The organism is Scandinavium sp., assembly GCF_036271055.1.
Classification (GTDB): domain Bacteria; phylum Pseudomonadota; class Gammaproteobacteria; order Enterobacterales; family Enterobacteriaceae; genus Scandinavium.
In genome coordinates, this window is sequence record NZ_DATBBJ010000081.1 from 61,763 (window position 1) to 78,503 (window position 16,741).

16 protein-coding genes, 1 tRNA gene and 1 pseudogene are annotated in these 16,741 nt (G+C 52.5%); 10 read left to right on the plus strand and 8 right to left on the minus strand.

Going from position 1 to position 16,741, the window contains the following annotated elements:
• Nucleotides 1-231: 231 nt before the first annotated feature.
• Entirely contained in the window at nucleotides 232-1,611 is a 1,380-nt protein-coding gene (ygjG, locus tag VH187_RS18550; RefSeq protein ID WP_329702927.1) for a putrescine aminotransferase, read from the minus strand.
• A 368-nt stretch (nucleotides 1,612-1,979) separates the two neighbouring features.
• Between ygjG and VH187_RS18555 the strand changes: the two genes are divergently transcribed.
• Together VH187_RS18555 and VH187_RS18560 are read left to right on the plus strand one after the other, a co-directional pair.
• A complete protein-coding gene (locus tag VH187_RS18555) occupies nucleotides 1,980-3,500 on the plus strand; it encodes a methyl-accepting chemotaxis protein (RefSeq protein WP_329702928.1) in 1,521 nt (506 codons plus the stop codon).
• A gap of 216 nt (nucleotides 3,501-3,716) precedes the next feature.
• Nucleotides 3,717-4,487, plus strand: a complete 771-nt coding sequence (locus VH187_RS18560) for a siderophore-interacting protein (RefSeq protein ID WP_329702929.1) — start codon at nucleotides 3,717-3,719, stop codon at nucleotides 4,485-4,487.
• 19 nt (nucleotides 4,488-4,506) lie between these two features.
• Here VH187_RS18560 and VH187_RS18565 read toward each other — a convergent pair whose 3' ends face one another.
• Nucleotides 4,507-5,487 carry a DNA repair protein gene (locus VH187_RS18565; protein ID WP_329702930.1) on the minus strand — a complete coding sequence of 327 codons (981 nt, stop codon included), beginning with the start codon at nucleotides 5,485-5,487 and terminating at the stop codon, nucleotides 4,507-4,509.
• Between the two features lie 274 nt (nucleotides 5,488-5,761).
• On the opposite strand from VH187_RS18565, the gene VH187_RS18570 reads away from it, so the two are divergent.
• The 7 genes from VH187_RS18570 to VH187_RS18600 all read left to right on the plus strand — a co-directional run bounded on the left by VH187_RS18570 (nucleotide 5,762) and on the right by VH187_RS18600 (nucleotide 11,914).
• Nucleotides 5,762-6,784 carry a methionine ABC transporter ATP-binding protein gene (locus tag VH187_RS18570; protein WP_329702931.1) on the plus strand — a complete coding sequence of 341 codons (1,023 nt, stop codon included), beginning with the start codon at nucleotides 5,762-5,764 and terminating at the stop codon, nucleotides 6,782-6,784.
• Nucleotide 6,785: 1 nt separating this feature from the next.
• A complete protein-coding gene (locus VH187_RS18575) occupies nucleotides 6,786-7,460 on the plus strand; it encodes a methionine ABC transporter permease (protein WP_329702942.1) in 675 nt (224 codons plus the stop codon).
• 19 nt (nucleotides 7,461-7,479) lie between these two features.
• Nucleotides 7,480-8,292 carry a MetQ/NlpA family ABC transporter substrate-binding protein gene (locus tag VH187_RS18580; RefSeq protein ID WP_329702932.1) on the plus strand — a complete coding sequence of 271 codons (813 nt, stop codon included), beginning with the start codon at nucleotides 7,480-7,482 and terminating at the stop codon, nucleotides 8,290-8,292.
• Nucleotides 8,293-8,407: 115 nt separating this feature from the next.
• The gene (locus tag VH187_RS18585) at nucleotides 8,408-8,773 is read left to right on the plus strand and encodes a copper resistance protein (RefSeq protein WP_329702933.1); all 366 of its coding nucleotides are present in this window, start codon (nucleotides 8,408-8,410) and stop codon (nucleotides 8,771-8,773) included.
• A 48-nt stretch (nucleotides 8,774-8,821) separates the two neighbouring features.
• Complete coding sequence (locus tag VH187_RS18590) at nucleotides 8,822-10,834, plus strand: protein-disulfide reductase DsbD family protein (RefSeq protein WP_329702934.1); 2,013 nt, start codon at nucleotides 8,822-8,824, stop codon at nucleotides 10,832-10,834.
• A 2-nt stretch (nucleotides 10,835-10,836) separates the two neighbouring features.
• Nucleotides 10,837-11,421 (plus strand): DsbA family protein, encoded by a 585-nt coding sequence (locus tag VH187_RS18595; RefSeq protein ID WP_329702935.1) that lies wholly within the window; start codon nucleotides 10,837-10,839, stop codon nucleotides 11,419-11,421.
• Nucleotides 11,411-11,914: a protein disulfide oxidoreductase gene (locus VH187_RS18600; RefSeq protein ID WP_329702936.1), complete on the plus strand. Its 504-nt coding sequence runs from the start codon at nucleotides 11,411-11,413 to the stop codon at nucleotides 11,912-11,914. Before VH187_RS18595 ends, VH187_RS18600 begins: the two co-directional genes overlap by 11 nt.
• A 375-nt stretch (nucleotides 11,915-12,289) precedes the next feature.
• Here VH187_RS18600 and VH187_RS18605 read toward each other — a convergent pair whose 3' ends face one another.
• The 4 genes and pseudogenes from VH187_RS18605 to VH187_RS18620 all read right to left on the minus strand — a co-directional run bounded on the left by VH187_RS18605 (nucleotide 12,290) and on the right by VH187_RS18620 (nucleotide 15,261).
• Nucleotides 12,290-12,706: a hypothetical protein gene (locus tag VH187_RS18605; RefSeq protein WP_329702937.1), complete on the minus strand. Its 417-nt coding sequence runs from the start codon at nucleotides 12,704-12,706 to the stop codon at nucleotides 12,290-12,292.
• 465 nt (nucleotides 12,707-13,171) lie between these two features.
• A pseudogene (locus tag VH187_RS18610) lies at nucleotides 13,172-14,038 on the minus strand (glycosyltransferase family 17 protein); the annotation flags it as partial.
• 396 nt (nucleotides 14,039-14,434) lie between these two features.
• Nucleotides 14,435-15,001, minus strand: coding sequence for a serine acetyltransferase (locus tag VH187_RS18615; protein ID WP_329702938.1), 567 nt, complete (start codon nucleotides 14,999-15,001; stop codon nucleotides 14,435-14,437).
• 184 nt (nucleotides 15,002-15,185) lie between these two features.
• A tRNA-Ile gene (locus VH187_RS18620) sits at nucleotides 15,186-15,261 on the minus strand.
• Nucleotides 15,262-15,387: 126 nt separating this feature from the next.
• On the opposite strand from VH187_RS18620, the gene mug reads away from it, so the two are divergent.
• Nucleotides 15,388-15,894 (plus strand): G/U mismatch-specific DNA glycosylase, encoded by a 507-nt coding sequence (gene mug, locus VH187_RS18625; RefSeq protein WP_329702939.1) that lies wholly within the window; start codon nucleotides 15,388-15,390, stop codon nucleotides 15,892-15,894.
• Between the two features lie 36 nt (nucleotides 15,895-15,930).
• Here mug and VH187_RS18630 read toward each other — a convergent pair whose 3' ends face one another.
• Nucleotides 15,931-16,335 (minus strand): hypothetical protein, encoded by a 405-nt coding sequence (locus tag VH187_RS18630; RefSeq protein WP_329702940.1) that lies wholly within the window; start codon nucleotides 16,333-16,335, stop codon nucleotides 15,931-15,933.
• A 299-nt stretch (nucleotides 16,336-16,634) separates the two neighbouring features.
• Nucleotides 16,635-16,741: hypothetical protein (locus VH187_RS18635; RefSeq protein WP_329701607.1), on the minus strand; the 107-nt coding region annotated here is incomplete at its 5' end.

Sequence of the window (16,741 nt, forward strand, 5' to 3'; positions counted from 1 at the left end):
CTGAGGGATCGGTTTTTTTCTATAACTTGCTGATTTAACTTTTTTTTAAAAAAAGCAGGTGTAGCTAATGGTAGCGGATATTTATTACTGCCCGCAGAGCACGTAATGTTGGTGGATGTGCGGGGGAGGGGGAAGATGTCTTTGCAGTGGAGGGGAATATGGAAGGAATGCCATGCACTAAAAAGGCCCGATAACACGTTCGTCGTTACCGGGCAATTTTTACAACAATCTTCAGGCTTGCTCCACGGAAACCCGCAGCGCAGCCAGCGCTTTACCCGTCGCTTTCAACACCTGCTCACACTGCTCGATGGTCAGCGTCAGCGGCGGCTCAATGCGAATGGTTTTGGCGTTGTTGAGCGTTCCGGCTACCAGAATGCGTTGGCGGAACATTTCGCTCGCAAAGGTATAACCGATTTCGTTATCGACAAATTCAATCGCAATCAGCATCCCTTTCCCGCGCGCTTCCTGCACCAGATCCGGGTATTCACGCGCCAGCAGTCGGAAGCCGTCCAGCAGCATGTCGCCTTTCTGTTCCGCTTGCGCGGGCAGATTCTGTTCCAGCAATACGTTGATGGTCGCCAGCGCGGCCGCACAGGCCAGCGGGTTACCGCCAAAAGTAGTGGTATGCAGGAACGGGTTGTCGAACAGCACGGAGAACACTTCTTCCGTCGCGACCGTCGCCCCGATTGGCATCACGCCGCCGCCCAGTGCTTTGGCGAGACAGAGAATATCGGGCTGCACGTTTTCATGTTCACAGGCGAACATTTTACCGGTGCGGCCCATGCCGGTCTGCACTTCGTCGAGGATCAGCAGCGCGCCAAACTCGTCGCACAGCTTACGCACGGCAGGCAGATAACCTTGTGGGGGCAGGATCACGCCGCCTTCGCCCTGAATCGGCTCAAGGATAATCGCCGCCACATCGTCACCGGTCTTTTTGCATTCACTCAGCACGGTGCGCATCGCGTTAATGTCGCCAAACGGAACGTGACGGAAGCCCGGTAACAACGGCATAAACGGTTTACGGAAGGTTGATTTTGCCGTCGCCGACAATGCGCCCAGAGATTTTCCGTGGAACGCGCCGCTGGTGGCGATAAACGTAAACTTGCCGCGCGGTGACTGGTACGCCTTGGCGAGCTTAATCGCCGCCTCGACGGACTCGGTGCCGCTGTTGCTAAAGAAGCTGTATTTCAGTTTGCCCGGCGTCAGCGCGGCCAGCGTCTTGGCGAGCATGGCCCGTAGCGGATCGAGCAACTCCTGGCTGTGGAGCGGTTGTTTGGCGAGCTGATTCTGTACGGCGGAAACCACTGTTGGATTACGGTGCCCCACGTTGAAGATACCAAAGCCACCCAGACAATCGATAAATTCCTGTCCCTGGGTGTCGACAAGCGTATTCAGACTGCCCGCTTGCCATTCTACGGCCCCGTAATCCCCGCCTGCGGTAACAGATTTGCGATATTCCAAAAACCCCGGATTCACATGCTCTTTAAAGTATTCCCGGACCTCCTGGTTCAGAGCTTTCATCTCCTCATGGTCAAGCGTGCGCTTTTCAATGAGATTCAGTGCGTGCGCGCTGCAGGCCAAAGCCGAGGCGCTGGAAGGTAACCTGTTCAAAATATGCTCCTGGACATCGCGTATCACATGATACTGATTTAAGTATTGCAGGGATTACGCCAGCCAGGAGCGGAACGCGAAAATCGGGATAAACGCCTGTAGGGGGCCTTGTGTTACAAAATTTAATCATTTCCATAACACTTAGGCGGTTTTTACTCCTGAGCGTCTGCAGCGGTAACGTTCATTTTATTGAACGCCTGCCTCATGTTGGTGCAGCGACTGCACCGGCATGAAGCCTCACCAAATTTAGGGGTTTAAACGCAAATTGCGATCTGCATCAACTTTAACAATTAAAGATAAAGTGGTTATCGCCGAAATAACAATTAAGAGAAAAATTAATAACCACTAAATGAGTCAAGGACGCGCAAATGTCAGCTCTATTGAATATTACGCAGCGTGATTATCCGCTCGACGATGACACGACCTTAATGTCTACCACCGACCTGCAAAGCCACATTACGCATGCCAACGACACCTTCGTGAAGATAAGCGGCTATCGCCTTGAGGAACTGAGCGGTCAGCCGCACAACCTGGTGCGACACCCTGACATGCCAAAAGCCGCCTTTGCCGATATGTGGGCGACGTTGCAACAGGGTGAACCCTGGACCGGGATCGTCAAAAATCGCCGTAAAAATGGCGATCACTATTGGGTTCGCGCCAACGCAGCACCCATGGTGCGCGACGGAAAAATCACCGGCTATATGTCGATTCGAACCAAAGCGCAGCCAGAAGAAATTGCGGCGGTAGAGCCGCTGTATAAGGCGCTGAACGAAGGGCGCTGCACGAAGCGCGTACATAAAGGGCTGGTGGTCAGCCAACGCTGGTGGGGCAAATTACCGGGAATGCCGCTGCGCTGGCGAGTGCGTTCGCTGATGACGTTGCTGTGGCTGGTGTTGGCGACGTCACTGCTGGCAACGAATGCACATTGGTTGGCGATGAGCGTCTGTACGCTGATGCTGCTCATCGGCAATGCTTTTATTGAATGGCAGATTGTACGGCCAGTAGAAAATGTGGCTCGCCAGGCGCTGATCGTGGCGACCGGCGAGCGTAACAGCGTGACGCATTTGAATCGCAGCGATGAACTGGGGCTGATTCTGCGTTCGGTCGGGCAGCTTGGGTTAATGTGCCGTTGGCTGATCCACGATGTGTCGGGTCAGGTGGCAAGCGTGCGGCAGGGCAGCGAAACGCTGGCGCAGGGCAATAACGATCTTAATGAACGCACTCGTCAAACCGTTGTGAACGTACAGCAAACGGTGACGACGATGAGCCAAATGGCAGCCTCGGTGCAGAACAATGCCGAAACCGCGACGGCGGCGGATAAACTCTCGAATGCCGCCAGCGCGGCGGCAACGCATGGCGGACAAGCGATGCACACGGTAGTAAAAACCATGGATGACATTGCCGACAGCACGCAGCGCATCGGGTCGATCACCAAGCTTATTAATGATATTGCGTTCCAGACCAATATTCTGGCGTTGAATGCGGCAGTGGAAGCGGCGCGCGCAGGAGAGCAGGGCAAAGGTTTTGCAGTGGTGGCGGGAGAAGTGCGCCATCTGGCGAGCCGCAGCGCCAGCGCCGCCAACGATATTCGCAAGCTGATTGATGCCAGCGCCAGCAAAGTACAATCCGGTTCGGACCAGGTACACGAAGCGGGTAAAACCATGGATGACATTGTTAATCAGGTGCGTAACGTGACCGGGCTGATTGCACAGATTAGCCTGTCGACGTCGGAGCAGGCGGCGGGATTGTCAGATTTAACCCGCGCGGTGGCAGAGTTGGATGCGATCACGCAGAAAAACGCGGGATTAGTGGAAGAGAGCGCCCACGTGTCGGCGATGGTGAAACATCGCGCCGGGCGTTTACAGGATGCGGTGACGGTATTGCATTAAGTGATTCGGCGTTAGTTGTTGCCAGGCGGCGTAGCGGGCCTGGCAAATCCGAGCGGTAGGCGCGGTAAGCGAAGCGCCACCGCGCAAATAGCCGTTAAACATTATTTGCTGTTTTGCCTGAGCCGCTCAAAAAAGTCTTTATTTGGTGGGAATTAGCAATCATTATCATTTACATCGTTTTTAGTTCTATCTGATTACCCCTGATTAAGGCCACCGATGACGACATCTCCTCAAACAAAATATCCACAGCGCTTGCGCAATGAGCTGCGCTTTCGTGAGCTGACCGTGTTGCGCGTCGAGCGCGTAGGTCAGGCGTTCCAGCGTATTGTGCTGGGCGGCGAAGCGCTTGAAGGATTCAAGTCCCCTGGTTTCGACGATCACACCAAACTGTTTTTCCCGCAGCCGGGCAGCCATTTTGCGCCGCCAACAATAACCGACGAAGGCATCGTTTGTGCAGAAGGCGTGCGTCCACAATCGCGCGACTACACGCCGCTGTATAACGCCGAAAAGCACGAGCTGACGTATGACTTTTTCATTCATGACGGCGGGGTGGCCAGTCAGTGGGCAATGGCAGCGAAAGTGGGCGATAAGCTCACCATCGGCGGCCCGCGCGGATCGCTGGTCATTCCGCAAGATTATGCCTGGCAGTTGTATGTGTGCGACGAGTCGGGTATGCCGGCGCTGTTGCGCCGTTTTGCAGCGCTTCGCGAGCTGGCACAGCGTCCACAGGTGAAAGCGATTGTCACGGTGGGCGATGCGTCATATCAGGATTATCTGGCGGATTGCGGGTTTGAAATCGACTGGATCGTGGGCCACAACGCCCAAGCTATTGCTGACAAACTGACGGCGCTGAATGTGCCGCAGGAAGATTATTTCCTCTGGCTGACGGGTGAAGGTGCGGTGGTCAAATCACTGCTTGATGGTTTTGTCACTGACGCGATTGACCCGCAACTGGTGCGTTCTCAGGCTTACTGGCATCAGAAGTAGGACTGCTAGCGGGTGGCGGCTACGCCACCTCATCAAACCCTGTATCGATAATCTGCTTTTCCAGCGTGCGAATGGTGTTGCTCATCGCTTTCTCCTGCTGCTCGAAATACCCTTCCGGGTCGCGAAGTGTGGTGACGAGCTGCCATGCACTTTCTTTTTCCAGCCCCAGTAATTCCAGATTGAGGGCACGAATTTGCTGACGGATCTCGGTGATCCGCTGACGTAGCGGCTGGAGATCGTTTAAGCGGACACTCGCCATCATCGGTTGCTGGCCCTGCATCAGCCGGGCAAGGATCGTGCGCACCGTGGCGAGATCCCCGCGTTGGCGTGCCTGATTGAGCCGTACCATCAGCGTGGTGGCTTCCGCTTTCATTTCATCGTCCACCAGATCCGGATGGCACAGCTTGCTCGCCTGCCGCCACAGGCGTTTCAGTTCGTGGCGATCGGATTCTGCCAGCCGTTCCTGTGCGGCCTGATGTCGTTGCGCTTCCTGATGGCGCTGGCGATACGACTCATAGTCCTGGCTTGCGGCATCGGCCTGACGGGCAGACTCCTCGGTCACCGGTTCGCTACGGCTGCCGTCACGCAGCTGGCGGCGCAGCATTTTCTCGGCCAGCACTTTACGCAGACGCAGGATCTCGGTCATCAACGGACCAAGACGCGTCAGGTACAAATCGTTGAATTCATCCAGCCGCTGAATACGAGCGTTACGTCGATCGATCAGATCCTGCAATTCACTTTCCAGCATTTTCAGTTCGAGCTTGCTGGCTGAAATCTGCGGATCTTGCCACGTCGTCAGTGCCCGCTGGTTCTGCAACCAGACCGTGATAGCGGTGATGGCGTCCGCATAGCGTCGCTGTTCCAGCGCCTGCACAATGGCATCCAGCCCGTCGTCGAGCGGCTCTTTTTTCAGCTGGATAAGCTGGCTCAGGACAATGTCATCGTCCTCAAGCTCAATCGCATTCTTGATGATTTCCAGCCGTTTAATGGGTTTGTTCATGGCTCGCTTGCTCTGCTTCCTGGCCTGCGGAGTGGCAGGCAGATTACCACTGTGCGCTGACCGCTGTCAGCGGATAATCATGATTATAAGTCCCGTTATTTCATGATGTTAACACTTCAGCGTAATCTAAAAACTTAACCGCAACTGCCAGTGATTAATCGTACTGGCGGACGTTATCGCATTTTGGCATAACCCTATGCTTATTTTGTTGTTGAGTTATTCATATAACTAATGTTACCGTCTGGACGTCTATAGCTCTAAACATCTAAAAATAATGATTGTACTTAACCAGATCCGCAAAATTTTTGACCACGGCAAAGCGCCCATTACCGCCGTTGACGATGTCAGCTTGACCGTCGAAAAGGGGCAGATTTACGGCATCATCGGCTACAGCGGCGCGGGGAAAAGTACCCTGATCCGCCTGCTGAACGGGCTCGAAAAACCGACATCCGGCAGCGTGGTGATTAACGGCCAGGATATTTCGGCGGCAAAAGGCGAAGCACTGCGCCGTGCGCGCCTGAAAATCAGCATGGTGTTCCAGCACTTCAACCTGCTGTGGTCACGTACCGTCAGCGAAAATATCGCCTTTTCGATGCAAATCGCTGGGGCACCGAAGACACAAATTAAAGACCGCGTGGCCGAGCTTATCGATTTGGTCGGGCTGAAAGGGCGCGAAAACGCCTATCCTTCGCAGCTATCCGGCGGGCAAAAACAGCGCGTTGGCATTGCCCGTGCGCTGGCGAATAGCCCGGACGTGTTGTTGTGTGACGAAGCGACGTCGGCACTCGACCCGCAAACCACTGATCAGATTCTCGATTTACTGCTCGATATCAACCGCCGTTTTGGCCTGACTATCGTGCTTATCACCCATGAAATGCACGTCGTACGTAAGATTTGCGACCGCGTGGCGGTGATGGAAAACGGTCGCGTGGTGGAAGAGGGCGAGGTAATCCGCGTCTTTACCCATCCACAGCAGCCGATTACGCAGCAGTTTGTGCGCCAGGTCAGCCAGTATGCCGAGGACGATGCGTTTAACCCGGAGCTGGCGAACGATCTACAAGGCAGCGTTATCAAACTGACCTTTACCGGCCACAGCACCCATCAGCCGGTCGTCGGTGAACTGACGCTGCGCTACGGACTGCCTTTCAACATTTTGCACGGCAAGATGACCCAGACGGCGCACGGCGTGTTTGGCCAGCTTTGGCTGCATGTGGTGGCGACAGACGAACAGCTGAACAACATCCTCGCGGATTTGCAGCACAGCGATATCGACGGCGAGGTGATTAAACGTGGCTGATCTGACTTTTACCGAACAATGGCTCCCGCATCTGGATCTGGATTCCCTATGGGCGGCGACACAAGAAACGCTCTACATGACCGCGTTGTCCGGCGTGGCGACCTTTGTCCTCGGCATTGTGCTTGGGCTGGCGCTGTTCCTGACCGCTAAAGGCGGCCTGTTTCACAACCGCGCGGTGTACAGCGTGATTTCAGTGGTGGTGAACGTGTTCCGTTCGATTCCGTTCATCATCCTGATTGTGCTGCTTATTCCGTTCACCAAGGCGATTGTCGGCACCATTTTGGGAGCAGACGCGGCCCTTCCGGCGCTGATTGTCGGCGCGGCCCCGTTCTACGCGCGTTTGGTGGAAATCGCCCTGCGTGAAGTGGACAAAGGGGTGATTGAGGCCACGCGTTCGATGGGCGCTCGTCTGTCGACCCTGATTTTTCGCGTCCTGTTGCCGGAATCTTCCCCGGCGCTGGTCTCGGGCATTACCGTCACCCTGATTGCGCTGGTGAGCTACAGCGCGATGGCAGGGGTGATTGGCGCAGGCGGCTTAGGCAACCTTGCGTATCTGGAAGGATTCCAGCGTAACCATAACGACGTCACGCTGGTGGCGACGGTGACCATTCTGGTCATTGTCTTCATCATTCAGTTCTGCGGCGACGTAGTGACTTCTCTTTTAGATAAACGTTAATTCTTTGGGACCACACATCATGAAAAAAACAGTGACATTGATTGCCGCCGCGACCCTGAGCGCTCTGAGCTTTGCTTCCTGGGCTGATACGCTGACCGTCGGCGCGTCCAACGTGCCGCATGCGGAAATTCTCGAGCAGGCAAAACCGATTCTGGCAAAAGAGGGCATCGATCTGGAAATCAAACGTTTCCAGGATTACATCCTGCCAAATACCGCGCTCGCAGGCCGTGAAATCGACGCTAACTATTTCCAGCACATTCCGTACCTGAATAGCGTCCTGAAAGACCACGCAGGCGATAAAGATTATGATTTCGTCAGTGCGGGGGCTATCCACATCGAGCCAATCGGCATCTATTCGAAGAAATACAAATCGCTGAAAGACCTGCCGGAAGGCGGCAAAATCATCATGCGTGATGCGGTATCCGAGGAAGGCCGTATTCTCTCTATCTTCGAGAAAGAAGGCGTAATCAAACTGAAGCCGGGCATTGATAAAGTGACCGCGCGCATCAGTGATATCGTTGAGAACCCGAAAAAACTGAAGTTCCTGCCGAATGTCGAAGCGTCTCTGCTGCCGCAGATGTACAACAACGACGAAGGTGCGGCTGTGGTGATTAACGCCAACTACGCCATCGACGCGGGCCTTGACCCGGTTCACGACCCGATTGCGGTTGAGAGCGGGGAAAACAACCCGTATGCCAACATCATTACCGTGCATCGTGGCGATGAGAAGAAAAAAGACATCGTCGAGCTGGTGAAAGTGCTGCACTCGAAAGAGATTCAGGACTGGATCCGCACCAAATACAAAGGCGCGGTGATCCCGGTTAATAACTGATCCCGACCGTCGCCCTCTCCGTGTCGGAGGGGGCAATGTTGCCCCGCAGACACTTCTTTACAGCACATCTCATTTTCTACCGTTATGATAAGCCTCGAATTTCATTGAGGCGTTTATGATCCCACGTCAGCGTAAAGCTTTCCTTCTTGTCGCTCTGGCTTGTCTGGTGGTGCTTGTCTGCACCGCGCAGCGCATGGCAGGGCTGCACGCGCTGATGATGAACGCCTCGCCAGTGGCACAACAAAGCGCGCAGCAAAGTCAAAGCAGCGACAGCGACGCGCCGGTAACGCCGTGTGAGCTAAGCGCCAAATCTTTGTTGGCAACGCCGCCTGTGATGTTTGAAGGCGCACTGTTTGCCGTCGCTCTGCTGATGGCGGTGCTTGCCGCCGTGCCACAACGCCCCGAGCGCCAATGGCCGCCACGGGTCATTTCTCCTCCCCGGCTTCGGGTGCATCTGCGATTATGCGTCTTCCGTGAGTGATTGCTCGCCTGACAGTTCAGGTTAATCAATCATTTACGGAGAAATTTTATGCGTACTTTTTTCAGGCAGTTTATGCTCTGCCTGCTCTGGCTATGGCTGCCCGTCAGCCATGCGGCCGACAGCGGCTGGCTGCGCGCCGCCGATAACGATCATGCCAGCGCCCGACTGCGCGCTCAGGCGCAGCCGGACGGTGAAGCCAAACTGCTGCTGGATGTGGCCCTCGAAAAGGGCTGGAAAACCTACTGGCGCTCGCCGGGAGAAGGCGGCATTGCGCCTGCCATAAAGTGGCAGACGCCGCTGGAGATGGACTGGCGCTGGCCAGTGCCGCAGCGTTTTGACGTCGCGGGAATTTCCACGCAGGGCTATCACGGCGACATCACCTTCCCGATAACTCTTCGCGGTAAACTGCCGGAAACACTGGCGGGCGTGCTGACGTTATCAACCTGCAGCAACGTCTGCATTCTGACCGATTACCCGTTCACACTGGATCTCACCACGCCAGCCGACACCAACTTTGGCTATGACTTCACCCGCGCGATGGGCACATTGCCGTTGAAGGATGGCCTGACATCGCAGCTGAACGCGGGTTACAGCACCGGAAAATTGACGGTTAGCGCCACACGCGAAGCGGGCTGGCAGAAGCCTGAGTTGTTTATCGACACCTTAGCCGACACGGATTTTGGTAAACCGAGCTATAAGGTTGACGGCCAGACGCTGACCGCCACGCTGCCAGTGACCGATGGCTGGGGCGAAACCGCGCCCGATTTGCGTGGTAAAACGATCTCCGTTGTGCTGACCGACAGCGGTCAGGCGCAGGAAAGCCACGTGAGCGTTGGGGAAGCCAGCGTGAGTGAGTCTTCACTGTCATTGGGGTGGGTTCTGCTGATGGCGCTGGCGGGCGGGTTGATTCTCAACGTGATGCCATGCGTGTTGCCGGTGCTGGCGATGAAGCTCGGCTCGCTCGTTCATGCGCCTTCGACCAGTCGTCGTAGCGTGCGCCAGCAGTTTATGGCGTCGGTCGCCGGGATTGTCACTTCGTTCCTCGCACTGGCGTTGATGATGACCGTGCTGCGACTCAGCAATCAGGCGCTCGGCTGGGGAATTCAGTTCCAGAACCCGTGGTTTATCACGGCGATGGCGCTGGTCATGGTGCTGTTCAGCGCCAGCCTGCTCGGCCTGTTTGAAGTTCGCCTCTCTTCAGGCGTGTCCACTTTCCTCGCCACTCGTGGAGGCAATGGCCTGGCGGGACATTTCTGGCAGGGCGCATTTGCCACGCTGCTGGCAACGCCTTGCACAGCGCCATTCCTTGGTACGGCTGTTTCGGTGGCGCTGGTCGCTCCTTTGCCACTGCTGTGGGGCCTTTTCTTTGCGATGGGAATAGGCATGAGCCTGCCGTGGCTGGTGATAGCCGCCTGGCCGGGGCTGGCACGGCATATGCCACGTCCGGGGCGTTGGATGAACATGGTGCGGGTGATCCTCGGCCTGATGATGCTCGGCTCCGCGCTGTGGCTAGGTAGCTTACTTTCGGTGCATATTGGTCAGACACCGATGCTCGTGTTGTTCGCTGTGGTCGCTTTGGCGTTGTTGCTCGCTACATTATGGCGCTGGGGTTGGCGTGTGGCTGCTTCCTGCACGCTGGTGGCTGTTGTGGTGATTGCCGTGGCGTTCCCGCTGCTTCACTCAGGAAAGAAAGGCATCGTACAGGATCGCATTGACTGGCAGCCGCTCAGTGAACAGGCCATCACCGCTGCGCTGGCGGACAACAAACGTGTATTTGTCGATGTCACCGCCGACTGGTGCGTGACCTGTAAAGCCAACAAATACAACGTCCTGCTGCGTGATGACGTTCAGGAAGCGTTGACGGCTTCGGACGTGGTGGCTCTGCGTGGTGACTGGAGCCGCCCCTCTGACACCATCAGCCAGTTTCTTCGCGCCCGCCAAAGCGTAGCAGTGCCTTTCAACCAAATTTATGGCCCAGGACTGGTGCAGGGGCGCGTGTTACCGCCGCTGTTAAGCCGCGATGACGTGCTGCAAACCCTGACCGACGCCAAAGGAGAATAACGATGCGTATTTTGACTTTTATCCTGCTGTTTTGCTTCTCAACCTTCAACCTTGCTGCGGAACCCGATCTGGAAAACTTGCTGTGGAATGACCCGAATACACCCTCAATAGGCGCGGAAAAACCACGTCTGACGCTGGTGTCATTCACCGATTACAACTGTCCGTACTGCAAGCAGTTTGACCCGGAGCTGGAGAAAATCGTGCATAAGTACCCGGACGTGAAACTGGTGGTGAAACTGCTGCCATTTCGCAGTGAAAGTTCAGCTAATTCTGCTCGCATCGCGCTGACCGCGTGGCGTGAACAGCCGCAGCAGTTCTGGGCGCTGCATCAACGGTTGATGTCGAAGAAGGGCTATCATGACGACGCTTCTATTCTGGCGGCGCAGCAGAAAACGGGCGCAGAGGCGATTAAAGCCGATGGGCAAAGCGGCGAAACGCTGCAAATGAACCTGATCCTGTCGCAGGTGCTTGGCGTGCAGGGAACGCCAGCGACGCTGGTCGGCAAAACGATGGTGGCGGGGGCCATTCCATACGACGAGCTGGAGGCGCTGGTGAAGCAAGAACTGGCGAAAGCCGATGCGAGTTAAGCTCAAACGTTGGTTGCGGGAAGGCGTCGTCCTGCTGCTGATCGCCGCCGCCGCGATGCTGGTGATGGATCAGTTCCGCAAGCCCACATTACCGTCGGCATTTGTCAGCACGCCGTTGCAGACGCAGGATGGTCAGGATGTCGATCTGGCGGCCATGAGCCAGGAACGTCCGCTATTGGTCTACGTATGGGCGACGTGGTGTGGCGTTTGTCGCTACACCACACCGTCGGTGGCGAAGATAGCGCAAGAGGGCGGGAACGTGGTTAGCGTGGCGCTTCGCTCTGGCGATGACGAGACGTTAAGCACATGGCTGGCGCGTAAGCACTACGCGTTGCCCACGATCAACGATGCGCAGGGCCAGCTCGCCAAAAGTTGGCAGGTGCAGGTTACGCCAACGCTGGTGATTGTGTCTAAAGGTGAAGTGAAGTCTGTCACTACGGGGTTCACAAGCGGCTGGGGGATGAAACTGCGGCTCTGGTGGGCCGGTATCTGATAACAAATGGCGTCAGGGATGACGCGATTGATGGCAAAGGGATAGGGGGGCCGGGTGCCTCCCGGTGGGCTTGTGTCAGTCAGCACAAAGCCCGCGTGACCTTAGAACGGAGTTCACTGAACGCCCCTCCGCATAGGTGGGATTCACCGCTAATATCGTTATCTTCGACCTGCTTTTCAAAAGCAAATTGAATGTGAAAAGGATCGCTGAGTGGCGATAGCCAAAGAATATTCGGTTCAGTATGATTGAGCTAGTGCCAGTTGGGACTTTTGATATTTATTATTGAAGTATGAAATACAAACGGTGAGATTTGAGGGAGGGCAATAAATAGCGGAAATAAAGCTTCCGAAAAGGAAACCTTATTTCCTAAGGGGATTAATACGCAGAGGCGAGTGCTTTTTTCACCATCATTTTATCGAGCTTTTGACTGGCTTGGGTACATATCATGCTGATAGATTTATCTTGCTGATAACGGATGTAGCCCACTGTTTCTGGAGCCGCAAATTTTTCGCTGCCGCTCATTAAACTTTTCTCTTTCAACACTTTAGCTAATGAATTGCGTAACGAGTTGTACTGCTTGCGATCATAGCGCTTCAGCTCATTGATTTTATCACGACAGTCCTGCAAATCCGTGGATGGCACAGCTGGAGGCGCTTCGGCTACGACAGGCTGTGGGGCTGGAGTGGCCTCTGCGGCGATCGGTGATGTCATTGGTTGAGGCTGGGGTGCATTTTTTGCCTGACACGCTGTCACGCTTAACGCAACAAATAATATAGGGAGAATTTTCATCATTATCTTGTGTTGTTTGGAGTGATTAAACGAATAATGCGACACAGGTTACTTATTTCTTAAAGAAATAACGATATGCGATGAGGTCGTTTTTCCTTTATTTTAAATAACCCTACTCAAAAAATTAAGGTTTTTGAGGTAGATACGCCTGGAGTGTCGAGAATTCAACCTGGCACTTTAAGAGCATTCCCGCAAAATAATTCATTCAAAAATAAATGTTTTCTGAGGTAGGACTGCAAAGAACGAAGCTCAGACCTGAAACGCCGTTTCTCTCGGTCATTCAAACGAGGCTTGAGCATCCAACGACATCAACGCAGTCATTTGAACATACCAGAGATGCCATGCTCAAAACTTGGACAGGCGACAAGCAAAGAAAAACCCGCAAAGCCTAAGCTTATGCGGGTTTCCAATGGAGCTGGCGTTTAAAAAAACAGAAAATTTATCAACGCTGGTGAAATAGATAACAGTTTAGATAATAAAATCTTTGTATTTTTCTGCATTATCAACAAGATAAGCTGGGAATTTATCTTTTGTCAGGAGCTGCTTCTCCATCTTGCGTTCACGATTCCAGATATCTTTAGCATTGGTTAATGCGTTGATGATGTGCTCTTTGTTGTTCAGATGAGGTAAATCGTATTCAGTATGGGAAATCGATGACATTTTTTCTGAAATGCGTTCTGGTGTCATTATCCATGAAAAATGCCATCCAGAATTCTTCACAATCTTGCTGCGTAGTTTAAACCAGGTTTTAGATATAAAGCCTTTGTGCATCGCAGATTTTTTGACGTTACGGAAAGCTTCGGGTTCCCCGTTAAAAAAATCTCTTAAGTTTCTATATGTTGTTGCTCGTGGAGCTTTGCACTGGCGTTCTGAGCCATCAGAGTTAAACACCTGAAGGTTAAACTGATAGTTAAAGAAAGGCATATGGAGAATGGTGCACAAATGCCTCGGGTTAATTTTCTTCACCACTTCTGGTCGGAAGATCTCATCGACATCAGAAACCAAAATGATATCGTCGTCTTTGGCTTCTGTTAACCCACGCATTATCGCGTTTCGTGTTGCGGATTCATTTGCCCATGCATCGGGCTCCCCGGCGTTCCCATCCTTGAGTATTGGATGATCATGGAAAGCAACATAAATGATTTTGTCTTTAAATTTTTCGTATTTCGTTATGTCGAAGTTCAGGGCTTTAGGTTTGCCCGTGAAGGTATGTGATGATTCGACAATGACAAATCGGTCAACCACCTCAGCCAGCGTGTTAAAGCGAATATCAAGCATCATGTCTTCGTCATAGTACAAAAAACAATCATAAATCATCGTGCATTCCTTACGCTTTGCGCTGTACCCGAATTTTTGGTGGTCAGTAAGCCGTAATTTTACCCATCGTTTTAATGCTGGGGGGACAAAAAGGGGACAATAAGAGTCAATACAAAAAAGCCACCTGATTTAAAGGTGGCTTAATTCACTGATTTTACTGCTTAAAATTGGTGGCCCCTGTTGGGTTTGAACCAACGACCAAGCGATCCGCTACCAACAAGCTTAAATCAATAAAGTACAATAAAATTAAGCAGTTATAAAACTAATATAATCCTATTTGAGTCAATGTCAATAACCACGGCGACACTCATTCTCATCTTCAAGTTCCTGGATCAATAAAAACCACACCACACCTGCCAGTAAGTATTGTCTGAAATCTGAAGTTTATTGGGCTCACAATGACGTCGTACCGAATCACAGGCTCTTTGTAGAAATCAGTTTTAAACTTTTTTCAGTATAAACAGTGACATTGCCAGGAATATCCTTGTTCACAAAGGACATAGCACCAATCACAACGTTATCACCGATACGAATCTGATCTGCAATTATACAGGAACCCACACCAATGCTGACGTTGTTGCCGATGATGATTGATATCGGTTCCTTATTTACATTCGTTCCGGTGATGCCAATAGTGGTGTTTTGACGAATACGCAGCGAATGACCGATAACCACAGAACCATTAACGACGATACCCTGATGGTGGGATATCACCATGCCAGGGCCAATTTGCGCACCCAGCTGTATATCCGTTCCATATTTGAAGATTAACTTTCTGTTTATCTTCTCGGCTCGTTTCTTCAAGTATTTGCTGCCTGACTGATACCAATAAGATGCAATACGCCACCAAAAGTGATAACGACGGCTCGGGCACTTAAAGGCTTTATGCAGCACATTGAGCCACGTAAACTTTTTTGAACTCATCATTACTTCACGTTGCAAGCATTCGTGCAAATGCTCCAACTGAGATTTTTGATCCATGCAGATATCTCCCCAAGGTTTTCGGGGAATTTAAAGTCAAAGAGCAAAGATGGCAACCCTCAGATCGATGACGTTTGCCAGGGGTAGCTAAATGCCATGCGACACATTTGCGACACTCATGCGTTAGATAGCAAAAAGGCCACTCGCGAGAGTGGCCTAACTGCATGTATTTACTGCTTAAATTTGGTGGCCCCTGTTGGGTTTGAACCAACGACCAAGCGATTATGAGTCGCCTGCTCTAACCACTGAGCTAAGGGGCCGTGGCCGGGAATTATAATGGAACTCCGTGAGTCAATCCAGTAATTGCGCTGCGGGTGCTGTTTTTATAAACAATGGCGAATCAATCCCTTATAATTTACGCATTATCCATTTAGACGAGTAATGAAATGGTCAGCGATATTCTCAAGCCCGGGTTGCGAGTCGTGTTCTGTGGCATCAATCCGGGGAAGTCATCCGCGCATTTGGGACTGCCTTTTGCTCATCCAGCCAATCGTTTTTGGAAAGTTTTGCATCTAGCCGGGTTTACTGATCGACAGCTCAAGCCAGAAGAGGCTCAGCAGTTGCTTGATTACGGCTGTGGCGTGACTAAGTTGGTCGAGAGGCCAACGGTCCAGGCGAATGAAGTAGCGCTGCACGAGCTGCGTGAAGGCGGCAGAGGGCTTATCACCAAAATGCAGGATTATCAGCCGCGAACGCTGGCGATATTAGGTAAGCAAGCGTTTGAGCAGGCGTTTAGTCAACGTGGCGCGAAATGGGGTAAGCAGGACATTACCGTTGGCGATACGGAAGTGTGGATCTTACCCAATCCGAGTGGGCTGAGCCGTATTACGCTGGATAAATTGGTTGAGGCGTATCGCGAGTTGGATCAGGCATTGGTTGTTCGAGGAAGATAAGGCTGGCAGCCATGCTGCCAGCCTGTGAAAGGCAAATTACAGATGACTGGCCTGTTCGATCATTGACTGACCGAGAGTGCTCTCAATTTTGTAGCACAGAGTTTTCATTCGGGATTCATAGACGCTCATTACCAGGTCATTGATGTCCGGGTTGAGGTCGGCTTTTACGGAGAGGAACTGGCTGGTTTTACCCGTTAACTCCCTCATTTCACTGCTATATTGATTCCAGCTCCGCGCGTTATAGGTTTGGAGTGCTGAAAGCGATTTAATGCAGGTTTCGTTACCCATCAGAGCGTTCGTCTTTTTCGTTGTAACGACCTGCTCCTGCGGTGCGGGGGCCGGCGTTGGCAGCGGTGTGACCAGCGATTGATGTGCCGTTTGTGATTTATTGGCACAGCCTGCCAGTACGAAGCATAGCATCAGAAAACCTGTTTTTTTCATTGGTATGAGATCCCAAAAAAAATGACGAATCATTTAGAAATATTCAAAAAAGAGATCTCAGAAAAGTACCTGTGAAACATTCATATGACAACTGATTTTGCGTTAATCATTCATTAATTAACGGCTACAGCACATAACCCGGTAATAAGTTGGGATATAAGTCTCAGTTAATCCCTCTAAGGGCCAGTATGTTTGACTTTAGTGATTGTCGTTGATATCGCAACCCCCCTGTTTTCAGACCAAAAAAAAGACCGCACCTGAGTACTAATGCCAGTCAGTTAAGCGACTGACTGGCTGTTTTATATGGCTTTTCTGTACTTGTAGGGCCTTTCCTTTACCACTCCCGGGAAGGCTCTTTCTCTTCTTGTTGGCAGTTTTACCATCTGCGCCATGCTTTCCATATCCC

Coding starts and splice junctions, on each gene's coding strand:
- VH187_RS18555 (WP_329702928.1), top strand. CDS start 1,980: ATGTCAGCTCTATTGAATATTACGCAGCGTGATTATCCGCTCGACGAT.
- VH187_RS18595 (WP_329702935.1), top strand. CDS start 10,837: ATGCGTATTTTGACTTTTATCCTGCTGTTTTGCTTCTCAACCTTCAAC.
- VH187_RS18570 (WP_329702931.1), top strand. CDS start 5,762: ATGATTGTACTTAACCAGATCCGCAAAATTTTTGACCACGGCAAAGCG.
- mug (WP_329702939.1), top strand. CDS start 15,388: ATGGTCAGCGATATTCTCAAGCCCGGGTTGCGAGTCGTGTTCTGTGGC.
- VH187_RS18560 (WP_329702929.1), top strand. CDS start 3,717: ATGACGACATCTCCTCAAACAAAATATCCACAGCGCTTGCGCAATGAG.
- VH187_RS18630 (WP_329702940.1), bottom strand. CDS start 16,335: ATGAAAAAAACAGGTTTTCTGATGCTATGCTTCGTACTGGCAGGCTGT.
- VH187_RS18605 (WP_329702937.1), bottom strand. CDS start 12,706: ATGATGAAAATTCTCCCTATATTATTTGTTGCGTTAAGCGTGACAGCG.
- VH187_RS18600 (WP_329702936.1), top strand. CDS start 11,411: ATGCGAGTTAAGCTCAAACGTTGGTTGCGGGAAGGCGTCGTCCTGCTG.
- VH187_RS18590 (WP_329702934.1), top strand. CDS start 8,822: ATGCGTACTTTTTTCAGGCAGTTTATGCTCTGCCTGCTCTGGCTATGG.
- VH187_RS18580 (WP_329702932.1), top strand. CDS start 7,480: ATGAAAAAAACAGTGACATTGATTGCCGCCGCGACCCTGAGCGCTCTG.
- VH187_RS18615 (WP_329702938.1), bottom strand. CDS start 15,001: ATGGATCAAAAATCTCAGTTGGAGCATTTGCACGAATGCTTGCAACGT.
- VH187_RS18585 (WP_329702933.1), top strand. CDS start 8,408: ATGATCCCACGTCAGCGTAAAGCTTTCCTTCTTGTCGCTCTGGCTTGT.
- VH187_RS18565 (WP_329702930.1), bottom strand. CDS start 5,487: ATGAACAAACCCATTAAACGGCTGGAAATCATCAAGAATGCGATTGAG.